This window comes from Polaribacter sp. KT25b, assembly GCF_900105145.1.
GTDB lineage: Bacteria > Bacteroidota > Bacteroidia > Flavobacteriales > Flavobacteriaceae > Polaribacter.
In genome coordinates this window covers 3,917,238-3,935,244 of sequence record NZ_LT629752.1, presented here as the reverse complement: position 1 = coordinate 3,935,244, position 18,007 = coordinate 3,917,238, and the positions used below count along the sequence as shown (strand labels likewise).

At 31.3% G+C, this 18,007-nt stretch carries 7 protein-coding genes; all 7 read right to left on the bottom strand.

Annotated elements, in window-relative coordinates; translation table 11 throughout:
- Positions 1 to 175 precede the first annotated feature (175 nt).
- Positions 176 to 1,081: a DUF1735 domain-containing protein gene (locus tag BLT70_RS17040; RefSeq protein WP_157691935.1), complete on the bottom strand. Its 906-nt coding sequence runs from the start codon at positions 1,079 to 1,081 to the stop codon at positions 176 to 178.
- A gap of 17 nt (positions 1,082 to 1,098) precedes the next feature.
- Complete coding sequence (locus BLT70_RS17035; RefSeq protein ID WP_091897230.1) at positions 1,099 to 2,841, bottom strand: RagB/SusD family nutrient uptake outer membrane protein; 1,743 nt, start codon at positions 2,839 to 2,841, stop codon at positions 1,099 to 1,101.
- A gap of 18 nt (positions 2,842 to 2,859) precedes the next feature.
- Positions 2,860 to 5,655 (bottom strand): SusC/RagA family TonB-linked outer membrane protein, encoded by a 2,796-nt coding sequence (locus tag BLT70_RS17030; protein WP_091897227.1) that lies wholly within the window; start codon positions 5,653 to 5,655, stop codon positions 2,860 to 2,862.
- Positions 5,656 to 5,717: 62 nt separating this feature from the next.
- Complete coding sequence (locus tag BLT70_RS17025) at positions 5,718 to 7,637, bottom strand: RagB/SusD family nutrient uptake outer membrane protein (RefSeq protein ID WP_091897224.1); 1,920 nt, start codon at positions 7,635 to 7,637, stop codon at positions 5,718 to 5,720.
- A gap of 11 nt (positions 7,638 to 7,648) precedes the next feature.
- Positions 7,649 to 10,702: a TonB-dependent receptor gene (locus BLT70_RS17020; protein ID WP_091897221.1), complete on the bottom strand. Its 3,054-nt coding sequence runs from the start codon at positions 10,700 to 10,702 to the stop codon at positions 7,649 to 7,651.
- 977 nt (positions 10,703 to 11,679) lie between these two features.
- A complete protein-coding gene (locus BLT70_RS17015) occupies positions 11,680 to 14,748 on the bottom strand; it encodes a glycoside hydrolase family 2 TIM barrel-domain containing protein (RefSeq protein ID WP_091897218.1) in 3,069 nt (1,022 codons plus the stop codon).
- A 95-nt stretch (positions 14,749 to 14,843) separates the two neighbouring features.
- On the bottom strand, positions 14,844 to 17,987 hold the full coding sequence (locus tag BLT70_RS17010; RefSeq protein ID WP_091897215.1) for a glycoside hydrolase family 2 TIM barrel-domain containing protein: 3,144 nt from the start codon (positions 17,985 to 17,987) through the stop codon (positions 14,844 to 14,846).
- Positions 17,988 to 18,007: the final 20 nt, after the last annotated feature.

Here is an 18,007-nt window from a genome sequence, read left to right as displayed (position 1 = left end):
TTTCTAAAATTAAGGGTAAAAATGTTACAATCAAGTACTTTTTAACTACAAATTACTTCACACTGATACTAAAACGTAATGAAAGCTAAAAATAGACTCTATAAAAGAATTATTTTTTCATAAAAAAAGACCAATATAAATATTGGTCTTTTTTACTATTTTTAAATACTAAAAACTAAATATCGTACTGGTTTACACCATCTACTATTCTATTTCTAAACTCTAAAACATCAGATACCTTATAATCTACACCGTTATAGCTAAAAGAATAGTTAAGTTTAATTTCTCTAGTATCAGGGTTATATGAAGATCCTCCATCATCTACAACGTTAACTCCACCTGGAGCAGTTTCAATAGTTATAGAATTATCGTCTGCAACCACTAAATTTAATTTTCGATCATCTCCCAAATTTAACAAACCTTTATATTCCAAAGTGTTAGGAGAAACCATTGTTAATTCTATAGCTTCTGAAATATTAGAATTATCTTTTGGATACTCTACCGTTTCAACGGTAGTTCCATCATCTTTTGTATATGCTCCTTTCTGTACATAATTACCATACAATTGATTGATATATGTAAATGTAATTTTAGTTGATTTGTAATCTACTAAAATAGAATCTGCTTTTACAACATTGTCTAAAGTAAAGCCTAATGCATAATTGTTTCCTAAAGAAACAGGATCATTTAAAAAATTAATAGAATCTGCTTTTACATATACAAACCCCTGTGTTTTACCAGCAGGAATTATTATTTTGTTATTAGCAGGGTTTCCATCAGCATCTACAAGGCTATAATAACTAGCTGGTAAGGCAGAACCTGGGTCTAAAAGAGACTCATCTAAAGAAAAACTTACCTCTACATCTTCTCTGTTATCTAATCTACCACCTAATACAACACCAACACCAATTTGCATACCTTCTCCCATAATAAAAGTACGGTCAATTGTTTCTTTTGGTAAGTATACAGAGGTAAATTCAAACTCATTCTCTACAAAATCATCATAACATGATGTCATACTTAATGCAAGTACGGCTAATACCAATATTTTGGTAAAAGATCTTAATTTATTATTTTTCATATTCTTTATGTTTAATTTTATTCCCAACCTTGGTTTTGTTTCAAATTGCTATTTAATATCAACTCTGCATAAGGTAAAGGTAAATAATAATTTTTATTTTGGTATCCTCTTTGTTCTACTGTAATCTCTTGGTAAGAAAAAGAATCGTCGGTATTCTTGATAATTTTAACACCTTTTAAATCTTCTATCTTATCAATTTCCTTCCATCTTCTTAAATCATGAAATCTTTCTCCTGTAAAAGATAACTCTAAACGTCTTTCTGATTTTAACAAATCTTTAAAAACATTTACATCAGTAGCAGCAGTATTTAAATAAGGGTCATTAGACAAACCTGCTCTTTTTCTTATTTGAGCTAAAACTTCTTTTGCTGAATAATTTAATCCTGCAGGGGCAGTTTCTACTTCTCCGTAACCTTCAATTACAGCTTCAACATAATTTAAATACACCTCGGTAAGACCTAATTGCACATACACTTTAGGTAAAGTTGTTAAAGGATTATTATTTGCAGATGGATCAAAATTTAAATTACTTAAGTATTTTTTTAAATAATACCCAGTTCTTGTTCCTTCATTTGCAATAAATCCTCCAAAATTATCTAAACCACCTTGGTAGGTTTCTAAAGGGCTAAAATCTGTACAGTTTTCACTAGTAAAACATTGATCTCCGTTGTAAAAGATAAATTTATAGAACCTACTATCTCTAGAAGCATAAGGTGCTGTAGCATCATACGTACTTGAGGCGTCTGTAATAGGAAATCCATTAGCGTCTGGAAATGCATCTACTAAATTTTGAGATGGATTTACTTCTCCTTGACCATATAGAGTAGGAGGATATAAACGGTTTTCTAATGAATTATTATTTCTAGAATTACGCAATCTCCAGATGTGATCTGGGTTGTCTTCTCTACTATTATTTATAGATTGTAATGATTTTAAACCACCATTAAGTTGAATTACTTCTTGTGCATATTCTGCTGCTAATTGCCATTTAGTAACATCGTTAGTTGGATTAAAAGCAGGACTCGCTGCAAATAATGCAACTTTAGCTTTTAAGGCGTAAGCAGCCAAACCACTTGCTCTACCTGTTTCTAAATCACTAGTTCCTGGGTTGTCTTTATCCGCACCAGAATAAATTAAAGGTAAATGATCTATAGCAACCGCTAAATCTGCCATAATTTGGTCTACACATTCATCATACGTATTTCTACTTAACAGTGCATATTCTTCATTTTCTAAAACCTCATTTACAATAGGAAAACCAAGCATCGTTCCGTCTGCTGCTGGCCCACCATACGTTTTTAACAATTCCCATTCTGCCCAAGCTTTTAAGAAATGTGCTTCTCCATAATACCTACTTACTATAATATCACTTAATGAAGCACTTGCTTCTGAAGGCAAATAGGGAAGTCCTGTATTGTGAACTTCTTCTATATACTGATAAATTTGTCTGATATTATTATATGACTGTTGCCAAATATAGTTATTAGGATGGCTTTCTGCGGGTCCCCAATTATTATTTGCAAAATTAGTAGCAGAAGAATTTAAAACACCATTGTCTGTTAAATATTCTACAGAAAAATCTGTAAAATATCTAAAAGAATAGTCTGTATAAATATCATCAATAAGTCCTCTAGAACGTTGTCCTGAAGTTAAAACTTCTTCTTCAGACGTATATTGAATTGTATCTTCTAAAAAACTTTCGCATCCAGTAATGCTAAGCATTAAGACACTAATTATTAATATGTTTTTAGTTAATTTCATCTTTTTATTTTTTACGTATTAAAAATTAATAGAAGCTCCTAAAGTAAAAGTTCTCATCATTGGATATTGAGAAAAACCTGCATTAATATTTTCTGGATCTAAATCTTTCATTTTACTAAATACAGCTAAATTACTTCCTCTTAAAAAGAGTTTTACATCTGCAAATGAGCTATCAGAAATTATACTTTCTGGTAATGAGTAACCTAGTTCTACATTCGCTATTTTAAAATAACCACCGTTCAATAACCAATAATCAGAATTCTTATTATTATTAATACTTGTTAACGTACTTAATCTAGGATTTGCATTTCCATTAGGTAAATCGCTATTTACACTTCCATAATAATTACCTAATCCACCATGTTGATAATATGCATATGAATTAAGGTTAATATCATAACCTGTAACTCCCATACCTACAACATCTAGGTTTATCCCTTTATATTCAAAACCAAAGTTAATACCATAATTAACTCTTGGGTTACTGTTTCCAATAGTTTTTGTATCTCTAGAATCAATTACATTATCACCATTTAAATCCACATACTTTACATCTCCAACTTGTAAATCTCCAAATTGTGGCAATGCGCTACCAATGTTTTCTGCTGTATAAAGACCATCACTTACATAACCAACTATGTTATCTTGTGCTTGTCCTTGCTGTAATCTATATTCATCTGGATATTGTACTTCAGCTATTTTTTCTCCAATTACCTTATTATAACCTGCATTTGCACTAATGTGGTATTTAAAAGAATCTTTACTATCGCTAAAAGTAATATTTGTATTAAAACCTTTATTTCTACTCTCTTTAAAATTTAATTGAGGTAAGTACACATCATTCCCTAAAGCACTTGCATATAATTGACTTGCTCTAATTACTTGATTGTTAATTAAAATATTAAAGTAATTAAAATCTAGTTTTAGTTTTTTAAACATTTGTAATTCTACACCTGCAAATAATTGATTATACTCTACCCAATCGATTTCATCGTTACCAGTTGTATTTAAGCGATATCCTAATTCATCTTGAGATAAATTACCATTAGTACCCAAATAGGTAGTACCATTATTTCTACCACCACTCCAAGTATCTAGGTATAAAAGGGTAGTAAAACCATATTCTGTACCTACAATTCCATAAGAAGTTCTAAACTTTAAATAATCGATTACTTTACTATCTTTTAAAAAGTTTTCATTTGATGCTACCCACGCAGCTCCAACAGTTGGATACATTTTAGTTTTATGATTATCTAAAAAACGAGAACTACTGCTAGAGTTTGCATTGGCAAATAAAATATATTTATTTTCTAATGCGTAAGAACCGTTTAGATTAACTGTAAAATTACGTTGATCTGTTTGACTTGCTGTAATATTTGGTTGATAAAATAACAGATGACTTAAATTTAAATTTAAGATTCCTTTAGCTGTTTCTTTAACATAACTAAGGTTTCCTCCGTAGGCAAAATTTCTTTGAATAGCTCCACCTGTTCTTCCTATGCTAAGGTCTAAGACTTCATTTTTATAAACCTTTAACGCTAATGAATCTAAACCATTGGTGTCTTCTAAATTTTCTAACGTATATAATGCAGGTTGATTATTTGTAAGCAATGAATGTGCATTATACGTTTTCATCATAATGTAAGTATCATAAGCAAGACCTGGCACAAATTGATCTAAATCAAAATCAAACCCGATATCAAAAATCATATTTGATGTATAGTCTGTTCTTGTTCCTCCATTTTCTAATTCTGATAATAAGTTTGTCTGAAATTGGTTATTCACCACATACGCAGAATCTCCAACCATAAGAGGAAACGCATTTGCAGGCGTATTGGTAATCCATCTAAATGTATCATCTGGACCAATAACTGGTCTTTCATTTTCTCCAAATCTACCATAAACACTAGCATGTGCTTTTACTAAATCATTAATCTTAGTATCAATTTTAGTTCTAAAAGTAATGTTTCTACCATCTATTTTCGAACCCACTTTTTCTAGTCCTTCCCAATCTGAATACCCTAAAAAAGCACTATAAGATACCTTTTCTGATGCTCCATATAAATTAAGAGACATATAGTTAGAAGCAGCTAAATTTGACAAATAAGTTTCTTGAGTATCTACATTCGGAAAATTAATTGGATCTGATCCATTCTTATAAGCTTCAATTGCCTCTGGGCTGTATACATTTCCTAAACCATCATTATTGGATGCTTCGTTTATTATCGTTGCATACTCTGATGCAGACAATAATTTTGGCAAATGAGTAGGTGTACTATATCCTACTTGGTAATTAACTTCTATTGCTGGCTTACTTAGTTTATTTCCCTTGGTTACTACGTAAATAAGACCATTATCTCCTAAGTTTCCTAGTAAAGCATTAAAGGTCGCATCACTAAGTACAATTACTTCATCTACATCTCTTAAATCTACTTGTAAACCCCTTGGTTGCCCATCAATTAATACATTCGGGGTTCCACCATTTAATGTATAAGAATACCCTCCATTTCCTGGGGTATTACTTGTTCTCACGATTCTTAAACCAGGCACTCTACCTCTTAAAGAATTGATCAAATTATCTCCACCTGATTTTCTTAACTCATCACCAGAAATTCTAAATACAGCACCCGTTGTTTGGCCAATATTAAAAACCCCAAATGGTGTTTTTAAGAGTTCATTATTGCCTTTTGTTTTAAGCGAATCTTGTACGGCTAAATTATTTAACGGTGTATTTTGAGCTACACCTATATTAATAGCAAGAACATTCAGTACGCAGAAAACAAAACCTTTTAGTTCTTTTATGGTTATTTTCATTTGTTTTATTTTATATTTTTAATTTACTAATATTTAACACATTAACTTTAAACATATGTATATTACCAACCTTCTGTTTGTTTAAAACTAGGTACAGCTTCAATTTCTGAACTAGGAATTGGCCACCAATAGTTTCTATCAGTAAATGTTTTTTTCAAATCTGATTGTTCTACATTTTCAAAACTAAAACCTGTAGGATAAGTAGATGAAGTACCTCCTTGCCAACGCATTTCTAAAAACTCTACTTTTAAGTTTTCTTCTAAATGAGCTGTTTTCCATCTTCTAATATCGTCATATCTAAACCCTTCAAAACAAAGTTCTATAGCTCTCTCATTTCTAATACGATCTCTTAAACCATCTTTAGAACCTGAATAAGCACCATTTACATTTGGCATTCCTACTCTGTTTCTAATTTTATTTACAGCATCAAGAGCACTTAAAGTAGCTCCTGGAGCAGTACCACCTGGCCCATATGCTTCATTAGCCGCTTCTGCATAGTTTAAATATATTTCAGCCATTCTAAAAACACTATTATTAGTATAGAAATCTAAAGATCCTTTCCATCCTTGTGTTAAGAAATATCCATTAGGCAACCACTTTCTTATTTTTAAACCCGTTTTATTTTTAACTTGCCATTCTCTATTAGTTGGTGTATTAGGGTCACGAAAATCGAAGCCTAAATTACCATCTTCATTGATGATTGCTAAATCTGTAAAACCTGTTTTGTTTGTAGGATTAGATGTTGTTACTGTCCATGGCACTCCATCAAACAAAATGTTATTGTAAAACCTTGGATCTCTATTAATAAATGGTTCTTGAGGGTTATAAGAAGGATCATCTTCAATTGCCAACCCATTTTTTGTTTCGAATTTTTCTACAAAATTGGCCAATGCTCCAATACCCATTGGGTTATTATTACCTTTAACAATATCAAAACCAACTGTTAAGTAAGTTCTAGGTAACGGAACTAAAGTACCACCACCACCAGCTGTAAACTCATTTACTTCCATAAAAATTACCTCTGGAGGCAATATTTTAGATTTTCCAGGACCTACAAATATGCTTCTGTAAGGTTCTAATTCTTCTGGTTCTGGGTTAAAAAGATCTGCACCATTGTGGCTCACATCTATATTATTGGCATTAGGAGCACTCGCAAGTGTATATAAGCCATTATTATTAGCAAAATTAATTAAATCAGATGCTGCTGTAGCTGCATCTATCCATGCTTGATTATCATTTGTGGTGTTAATTAATGGACTTGCAGCAAATAACGTTATTCTAGATTTTAAAGCCATAGCTGCACCTCTTGTAGGTCTTCCGTAATCTTCTGAAGCTCTATTTACAGGCAATAAAGTAATAGCTGTTTCTAAGTCTTCTAACATATTTGCTAGATTACTTGCATACGTTTCTCTTTCTTGATTAAATGGGTTATTAACATTTAAGTTTTCTTTTAAATAAATAAGCCCACCGTGACGCTTAGTCATTAAATGATAAAAATAGGCTCTTAAAAAATAAGCTTCACCTTTTAAAGCGTTTACAGTTGCTTCATCAGAATTTGCTATTTTATCACTATTAGCTAAAAAGGTATTTACAGTATTAACTCCTTTCCAAGACTCGTAATATCTAGAAACAAAATTAGGTGTTTGTCCTTGCCCTACAGCACCATTAAGATTCATTAAAGTTAAGTAATCTGAAGTTGCATAAGAATTATATCGCTGTGGTACATTATTATTATGTCTTGCAGGATACCCTTCTCCCGACATAGACATTCCTGGAAGAATATCTGGGTTATTAGATTTAGCAGTTACTTCTGTTATTAAGTTTGTGTATGCTCCGTTTAAAAAATTTCTAGCTAAACGAACATCTTCAAAAACATCATTTTGATCTAAACCTTCAAAATCTTGTTCTTTTTCTAAATAATCTTCACAACTAAAGAAAAGTGCCGCTAAGATTAAAATAAATGTATATTTTATTGTTTTCATAGTTTTAAATTTTAAAAGCTCATATTTAGACCTAGGTTAATTCTTTGTAACATTGGGTAAGATCCTGGATTGTTCCCTTCTGGATCTGCATATTTCATATCAGAGAAGGTAAAGAGGTTAGTACCACTAATATATAATTTAAAAGTCTTTATACTTTCATTATTATCCATATTAAAATTATAACCAATGTTCATACTTCTTAATTTAATATAGTCTAGACTAATAATTCTAGCAGTAGTTCCAGCTACTAAATTTGGATCTACAGAATCTCCGTGTAATGCAGGATAACTAGCATTTGTATTAGTAGGAGTCCAATAATCTAATTGCTCATAACGACCTACAGCATCACCACTAGGTAGTGCATACGCTAAACTACTATTTTCAAGCCCTTTATGCCCAGTAATTCCGTTAATTAAGGCACTAACAGACCAGTTTTTATAAGATCCTTTTAAATTTAAACTAAAACTATGTTGAGGAGATTTAGGTAAATCAAATCTAATTTGATCTTCTAAATTTGTACCCACTACGGTACCATTTGCATTGTAATCGATATATCTGTAATCTCCTAAACCAGGTTCTCCGGCATAAATAGGGTAATTTACCAATTCATCTATATTCTGAAAATACCCATCTGTTTGTAGCAATGAAGATGCTCCTGCAGGTTTACCAGCCACTTTCGTATACTCTGGTGTTCCTGGTCCATCCGCAGCACTTATTAAAACACGGTTTTCATAAAAACCATAGATAGCGGTTGCTGAATATTTAAAACCTCCTTTTGTTTTGTTTTTATAAGTTAAAGATGCCTCTAAACCATGGCTTTCTGAAGCTCCAATATTTGCAAAAGGCAACGCAACAGAAGAACCAAAATATGCAGGTACTGTTGCAGATGGTCTACTTATTTGATCTTCTCTTTTATCCTTAAAGACTTCTACTTCACCTGTAATTTTATTTTTAAATAACCCAAACTCAACACCTAAGTTTTGTTTTGTAACTGTAGACCAAGTTAAATCTTCATTACCAAGTTGAGTTTGTCTAATAACTGATAAACGCCCTGTATCTCCTTCTCCAAAACGATACCTCCAAGTTTCTCTTGGGTTTGCAGAATCATAATAACTTAAATACTGCCAACGATTAGATCCTAAACCACTCTTATTACCTGTTTTACCATTAGAATATCTAATTTTAAAATTATTAAGAGCAGGTATTGCTTCTTTTACCCATTTTTCTTTAGCTAGATTAATACCTAAAGAGTAAGAAGGGAAAAACATAAATTTATTACCTGTATAAAAAGTTTCATCACCATTATAAGAACCATTAAATTCTACAAAATAATGAGCATCGTAATTATAAGTAGCTCTACCTACCCAAGCTTCTTCAAAATATGGAAATGTAGTATTAGAAATTCTTTTGTTACGCGTAAATAGCGCTAAACCAGATACATTATGTTTCCCAAAAGAACGATTATAATTAAGATTTGCTCTTATATTTGTTATATCTTGAGTATTATTAATACCTTCATTACCTAGATTAAAATCAAAAGGGCGCTCATAGTCAGCTCCTTCAAAAGAATCCCAAGTACCGTCTCGTAATAAATCGTATCTATCTAATCTTGATTCTAAACTACTATCAAAAGAGATACTACTTGATGTTTGGTAATTACTTATATAGTTGTATTTTCCTGTAAATTTTAACCCCTTAGTAATTATATCTAAATCTTGTTCTAATTGAAAATCAATAGAAAAAATAGTTTTTAAGGTGTTTGTAGACCCTGCAAGGTTATTACCTACAGTTACACTTATAGGAAATCTGATTTCTGCTAACCCAGGATATAATGGGTCTGGATATTGCTCCATAACTTCAGCTGGATAATAAGGAACCCCAGCACTTGGCGAAACAGTATACAGTCCTAAAAAGCTACCTGATCCTCCAGCACTATTTTGATCTTCTATACGGCTACTAACACTTGTTTTTAATTTTGTAGTTTTAGATAAAGTAAAATCTAAATTCCCTCTAAAAGAATATCTTTCAAATTTATACTCAGGATCAAAGTTAAAAAATTGCTCAGAATTGGTAATATCTCCTTCTTGTAAATACCCCGCAGAAGCATAGTATTTTACAGACTCAGTACCACCTCTTACAGAAATTGATTGATTAAAACTTGTTGCAAAATCTTTAGTTGTGTAACCAACCCAATCTGTATTAGGATAAATATATGGTAAATCCCCTTCTTTCCAATGATTTAAATCTGTTGTAGAAGCAAAACCACTATCAAATGCAGCATCATTATAAAGACCAACATTACGAGCGCTTTCTGCAGTATAAGCATCTAAAGAATCGTATCTATCTGGGTATAATTTTATAGACACTTCACTAGTTACACTAACCACAGGCTTTCCTATTTTACCCCTTTTAGTAGTAATAATAATAACACCATTAGCACCTCTAATACCATAAACAGCGGTTGCAGCACCATCTTTTAGCGTACTAATACTTTCTACATCTCTAGGGTCTATATTAGAAAACCCACCAACCACTTCTACTCCATCTACTAATATTAGCGGATTTGAATTACCACGAATATAGATTTCACCAGCATCACTTCCTGGTTGACCAGAACTTTGTACAACATTAAGACCTGCTGAAAGACCACTTAAAGCATTAGTAATATTTGCAGCACCAGATTGTACAATGGCTTCTGCTTTTACCTGACTAATTGCCCCTAAAACACTTTCTTTTTTTTGTGCTCCATAACCAACAATTACAATTTCTGCAAGACTTTCTGTATCTTCTTTCATTATAACGTTAAGAGTAGACTTCCCTGTGACTTTTATTTCTTGACCTTTAAAACCTAGGTAAGAAAAAACTAGTGTAGCATTTGAAGAAACCTTTATTTGATATACTCCATCAAAATCTGTACTAGTTCCGTTTTGTGTTCCTTTTTCCATCACACTAACTCCTGGTAAAGGAATTCCTCCAGAATCCTTTACTATACCTTTAATTACATCTTGAGAAAAAGCCCCCCAAGAAATGGATATTAATAATAATAATAAGTTGAGTTTTTTCATAAATTTAAATTTTCTGGATTAATAGAATATTGAAATTTCACAATCATAATATTTAATGAGTTAATTAATTGTTTTTTGATTATTTTTTTGATTGACAATTCTCCTATTTTTTTTATTGTAATGAGTTATGTTAACAATCAATTATGTAATCACACACAAAATTAACATATTATTAAGAGTAAAATTTCTCATATAGGGATTCAAAATGTTGCTTTTTAATGATATTTTATAGATAAACAGGGGTTTTAAAGAGTTTTGGAGTTTTTTGTTGCAGAATTTTAGGTTGCAATATAAATAACTTTTGAGTTAATTTAACATATAATAAAAGTTAAGAATTTAAAAGATTCCCCAAGCTTTATTTCTTCTTTCATTACCATTTTTTTTTAAAAAAAATTAATTCTTTTAGATGTATTTCAATTGATTTTAAACATGACATGTTAATAATAAATTTGCTAGGTTAGTTGCTTTTTTTTGAACATTGCAATTACTTCTTCTTTATGTTATATGTTTACCGTCTTAAGAACTTAAATATCCAACCTGCAACGTTTCTTTAAACGGCAACAATGGTTCAAAAATTTTGTTTTCTATCCCCATTAGATACCAAAACATAATCATAAAGCACTATGGAATAATAAGGTTTAACAAGTCATTGAAAATAATAGTAGACTGTTGTACTCACTTATTATAAACGGCATTAAAAACTTGAATTATAGCACCAAAAAAGTTTTATATAACTAAATACAAGCACATTAATTAATGTGCCTTTTGTAAATACAACACACAGCTATTAAAGGTAACAAATGTTGCATTCGTAAAATGTATATATTTTTAATTAAAAAGAAACAAAACACCTCTAAAAACCATCTGAAATAAAAAATCATCTAAAACAAACTTGTTTTAGATGATTTTACATTTATTTTTTTAATAGCAATGACTATTAAACAAGAAATTTAAGATTCTTAAAAAACACCTTCGTTTTATTTAATCATAATCTCATCAATTAAAACTTTTTTATTTTCTAAAGATTCTATCAAAATAGTATTAGCGCCACGACCTATTCTAATTGGAATTTTAACTGTTTTCCATTTATTACCAGAATGTTGTGTATTAGATAGTAACACTTTTTCACGAACCACTTTACCACTTATGCTTACTTTTATATGAGCTCCAGATTCATTCTTAGTATTCGTGCTGTAACGTATCGTTAGTTCTACTTTACCAGCACTACCATCATTTTCTTGATACCAAGAAATAGAAGCTCCTTTTTTAGCAAGACTAACAAAACCTTTCCCATTAAAGTTTTTCCCTTTCGATGAAATTGTTGCATTCACTAACGTAGCTTCTTCAGCCTGCTCACCAATTTGCCCTTTGTTTTCCATCGTTTCATTCCAAGTGAAACCTTCACTTTTTCCAAAATTTTCTTCTAAAAATTGTGTTTCTTTTCCATCAACAACAATTAAAGCTTTTACGGTTGTTTCTAAATTAATTTCAAAACTACCTTTGTAAACTTTAGAATTGGTTGTTGGTGTATCTCCATTTGTAGTATAATACACTTCAATTTTAGGCTTAATTTTATCCCCTCTTAAATTGATAATTTTAGTATCTATACTTACTTTATTAGAAGTAATTAATTTTTTCTCTCCTAAAATACAACTTGCTAATAGATTAATAGCTCCCGTTGCATCTGTAGATGAAATATATGCACGAGTTAATCCATAAAAAGCAATTCTGTTATCTCGACCAACATGTTGCTCCACATCAACCGGACTTCCATTATCTAAAGCTTTTATTTTACCAGCACCAAATACATTAAAATAGGTTCTATTTTCTCCGTAAGGATAAAATTCTCCTTTATCATCTGTAGTAGTTACACGTACTTGAACAATATCATCTTCTCTTTTCTGCAACACTTCTCCGTCTACTGATAATTTAATTTTAGAAGGTTGATTGGCAGTTCTAATAATTTTCTCTGAAACTACTTTACCATTGTTATAACCAACTGCTTTTAAAGTTCCTGGTTGCCATTTTACCATCCATTGACACTGCATTTCTTCCCAAGCTATACCTGGTTTTTGTTTCCCTAAAGAAACATCATTAAAAAACAATTCTACTTCTTCTGTATTCGAATAAACCCAAACCGGAATTTCTGTCTCTAACGCTACTTTTGGATGTGTCCAATGTGGTAAAATATGTACCATTGGTTTAGTTGTCCATTGACTTTGATATAAGTAATACAAATCTTTCTCAAAATTTGCTAAATCAATTGCTCCACCCATAAAGGCTTTAAAAGGCCAACCTCCGTGTACATAACCTGCTTCTCCAATATAATCGTAACCAGTCCATCTAAAAGAACCTGCATACGCTGGTACATCTCGTAATTGAGCAATACTTAATCTAGATGAAACACGCACCGTTGCATTATCATAACTAGAATTAAATATTTGTTTTCTATTTTTTCTACCAGATTCGTCAATCCAGTCATTCGTAAACACTTCTTTTTCTGTTAAATCAGGAATTTCGTAGGTTTGATTTCTATTAGGAAAACCATCTCTATACCAAGTTTTTGTTCTGTAATACCCTCTAACTTGCCAAGTATGTGTGTTTTCTGTACCTATAAAAACTCTATCTTTCGGATTTTTTGCTAGGTTTTCCATAAACCCTTTCTTTTCACTACCACCGTTTATTCCTAAAACATTCATGTGATCTGAACCAGAATGACCCGAAGTTACCGGTCTTGTAGGATCTAAAAGATTACAAGTTGCTACCAAATCTTTAGCAACAGGACCACCAGTTTCATTACCTACACTATAAATTACAATTGATGGATGATTTCTATCACGCTTAATCCAATCTGTCAAATCTTGTTTCCACCATTTATCAAAATGATGAGCGCCATAATCATTTTTGGCTTTCTTTTTCCAACCATCAAAAATTTCATCCATCACCATCATTCCAACCTCATCACAAATGTCATAAAACTCTGGTGTTTGTGGATTGTGAGATGTTCTAATAGCATTTACCCCCATGTTTTTTAATTGCTGAACTCTAAACTTCAAAATTTTATATGGAACTGCTGCCCCTAAAGCTCCAGCATCTTGATGATTACAAACTCCTTGTAGTTTTACGTTTTTACCGTTAATCCACATTCCAGATTCTGCAATCCATTCAATATCACGAACACCAAATTTGGTTCCTACAATATCAACTACTTTTCTACCAATAAGTATTTCTGTTTTTAAAGTATATAAATAAGGATCTTCTACAGACCATAAATTTGGGTTTTTAATCTCTAATTCTGTCTTAGCAAGTGCTTCTTTTTCTATTTTAATTTTATCCTTCGTAGAAGCAACTACAACCCCATTTTTATCAACAATAGAAGTAATTAATTTTACTTTTTCACAATCTTCTTTGGTGAATAATTCTGTTTCTACAAAAACCTTATTACCTTCTGTTTTAAGAAAAATTCCGTCTCTTTTTACATGAGTGTTGTTTTTAACATCAATCCAAGTATGTGCATAAATCCCACTACCTGTATACCAACGCGCAGAAGGTTGCTTGTCATTATCTACACGCACTGCAAACGTAATTGTTTCTGATGTTTTAGCTATTTCACTAACATCATAGGCAAAAGAAACCCAACCATAAGGTCTTGTACCTAATTTTTGTCCGTTTGCCCAAACCGTACTATTCATAAAAACACCATCGAAAGCTATTTCTACGTGTTTCCCTTTCCAATCTTTTGGTACTGTAATGGTTTTTCTATACCAACCAAAACCTGCTGGTAAATAGCCTGCACCAGCTCCCATAGGGTTGTTTTCATTATACTCACCTTCTATACTCCAATCGTGTGGTAAATTCAAAGTTCGCCAAGAAGCATCGTTAAAAGAGACTTTTTCTGCCCCTGTAACATCTTCTTGAATAAATTTCCAACGAGCATCAAAACTAATTCTAATTCGTTTTATATTTTCTTTAGGATTCTTATCACGTGAAAACCCAGAAAAAATAAAACTAAAAACAAAAAGGAATATTATTTTTTTTATATGCATATCTTTTAAATTTAAAAAGTTGTTAAGCTTATTTATATTGCTAAAATAGCGCTTACCTAATTACTAAGTAAGCGCTATTTTTTAAGTTACTACCATTATTTTATAGCTTCTATTGTGTAGCTATAACTTAAATTACCAGCATTAATTTGATATTCTTTATGAGGCATTCTACCCCAACTATTATCGCCACCAATTCCCATTTGTCCGTAATCGATATTAATATTTACTAAATCTCTTTGTTTAATATCTGTAGTATGACGTTGTGTTTTATCATCTCCAGCATCAAAATCTTCATTATATTGATGATGTGCACTAAACGAAATTAAATCTGTAGCCGTTACTTTTATTCCTGTTCCAGATTCATTAGTAAATGTTACCCAACGTGTATCTGTTTTGTATCCATTCTCTTGCGGACGAATATAAGCAAAATATAAATCTTTTACTGAAGCATTATATACCCCAACTAAAGCCGCAGACTTACGATCTTTATAATTTTCAAAAGGACCTCTACCAAACCACTCAACATTATTAAACTCATTTTTAACAACAAAGTTATTTCCAAATCTTGGTAAAACTGGTGTTTTAGCTTTAAGTCCAGATATATTTGTATTTACTAAAACCTTTCCTTTTGCATCAATTGTATAATCAATTACCAAAGTACCGTCTACACCTTTTAAATGATAAGTTGCCGTAACTAAAACTGCACCAGTATCCGTTTTTTTACTTTCTATAGATTTTAATTCTTGATTATTAGAAGCCTCCTTCCAAACACCTAATTTTTTAGCCATTTTAAAACCATAATCGTTATCTGTAGTTGGTCTCCAGAAATTAGCTTTAATTCCTTTTAACAATACATTACCGTTTCCATAATCTAAAGTTGTTAACTCTCCATTTTCTTTACTAAAAGCCAAGTTGAATCCATTACCTGTAACTTTAATAGAAGTTGCATCTACAGCTGCTTTTAAAGAACCATCATTTTTAGCTAATACGTTTTTAGTTTTAGGACTTGTAACCGCAAATTGCTCAAATGCCGCAACATGACCTACAGGAACTAAATCTGTAGCTGTTTTAGTTTTAGCATACACATTTAAATGGTATTCTGCAGTTGCATCATCTAATTTAGGGATGCTAATTTTCACTTTTTTAGTAGTGTAAGGAGCAACATCTAATGTTGGTAAAGCACCGTTTGCTACTTCTTTTCCGTTTTTAAGTAACCTCCAAGAGAAATCTAATTCATTTAAGTTTGTAAAATCATAAATATTTTTGATTTCAATTTCTCCTTTTTTAATATTTGTTGCTTTAAACTTGATGTATTGATATACTTTTTTAACTTCATATAATGCAGGATGTGCTGTTCTATCTGGATTTACAATTCCGTTTAAACAGAAGTTTTTATCATTATGTAAATGACCAGCTCCTAAATCTCCACCATACGCCCAAAACTCTTCTCCCTCTTCATTCTTAGTTAAAATTCCTTGGTCTACCCAATCCCAGATAAAACCACCTTGCATCATGTCATATTTTTCAATAACATCCCAGTAATCTTGTAAATTACCAACACTATTACCCATTGCATGTGCATATTCACACTGAATTAAAGGTCTATTAGGATTGTTTTCTGCATATTTTATCATTTTTTCAATTGGCCAATACATTGGCGCCTGAATGTCTGTATTAGAATACTTAGTTGCACCTTCGTATTGCGTTGGTCTTGTAGAATCGTTTGCTTTTAACCAATCATAAGTAGCAAAAAAGTTTTCACCATTTCCCGCTTCATTTCCTAAAGACCAAGTTATAATTGAAGGGTAATTTTTATCTCTTTCAAACATTCTTATCGTTCTGTCTAAATGCATTCCTTTCCATTGAGGTAAATAAGCAGGATGTACTGCTTGATCTTTTTTGTTATTATTTAACCCTTGGTTCGTAGTTCCCATTCCGTGAGTTTCTATGTTTGTTTCATCAACTACATAAAAACCGTATTTGTCTGCCAATCTATAAAAGTGTGGATTTTTTGGGTAATGACTACAACGAATTGCATTTAAGTTGTTTTCTTTCATCACCTTCATATCTAACAACGTTAATTCTTCCGAAATAACATGTCCTTCCGTATCACTATGGTCATGCAGGTTTGCTCCTTTAATTAAAACAGGCATACCATTTACTAAAAACTGATTGTTTTTAATAGCAATATTTCTAAATCCTACTTTTATAGCAGTAGCTTCTCCATTTACACTTAGTAAAAGTGTATATAAATTAGGATGTTCTGCATTCCATGTTTTTACATTCGGAATCTTTTTGGCAAAATCAATAACGTTTCTTCCTTTAACTAATTGTACATTTTTAGTAGCTGTATACACTTCTTTATCACCATCTAACAATTGTACTTTTACTTCTTGTTGGGTTGATTCTGCCGTATTATTATCAATTTTTAAATCTACTTTAAAAATACCATCTTTAAAATTATTTTCTAAGTCGGATGTTACTCTAAAATCTCTTAAAGTAACTTTATTGGCCGCATATACATACACATCGCGCTCAATACCACTTAATCTCCAGAAATCTTGATCTTCCATATAACTTGCGTCAGACCAACGTAAAACTTGTACAGCTAAGTCGTTTTTCCCTTTTTTTACGAGGTCTGTAATTTTAAATTCTGCAGCAGTTTTACTACCTTCATTATAACCAACTTTTTGTCCGTTTAACCAAATATACATTGCTCCACTTACACCTTCAAAATGTAAATAAATATCTTTACCATCCCAATCCTCAGAAATTTCAAATTCTTTTTTATAACTTCCGTTATTATTTAGGTTGTGAGGAATATAAGGTGGATTTGGAGGAAACATATACGTTCTATTTGTATAAATAGGAATTCCGTGTCCTTTTAATTCCCAGTTAGATGGAACAGTAATATCATCCCAATTAGAAATATCAAAATCTGCTTTATAAAAATCTGTTGGCCTTGCTTGTACGCTATCTGCGTAATAAAATTTCCATGTTCCGTTTAAAGATTGGTATAAAGGTGAATTTTTCCAACTTGCATTTTCTAATGCAGATTTATCATCTACATACTTATAAAAAGAAGCTGTTGGTTCTTCTCTATTTATTTGAAAAATTTCTGGGTTTTCCCATTCTGGATTTTCCCATTTTTCAGCAACATAAATAGGTCTGGTATCTGTTTTATCACAAGAAGCAAAAGAAGCTAATGAGATAATAATGATTAATAAAGATTTTTTCATTTTGATAAATAGTTAGATAT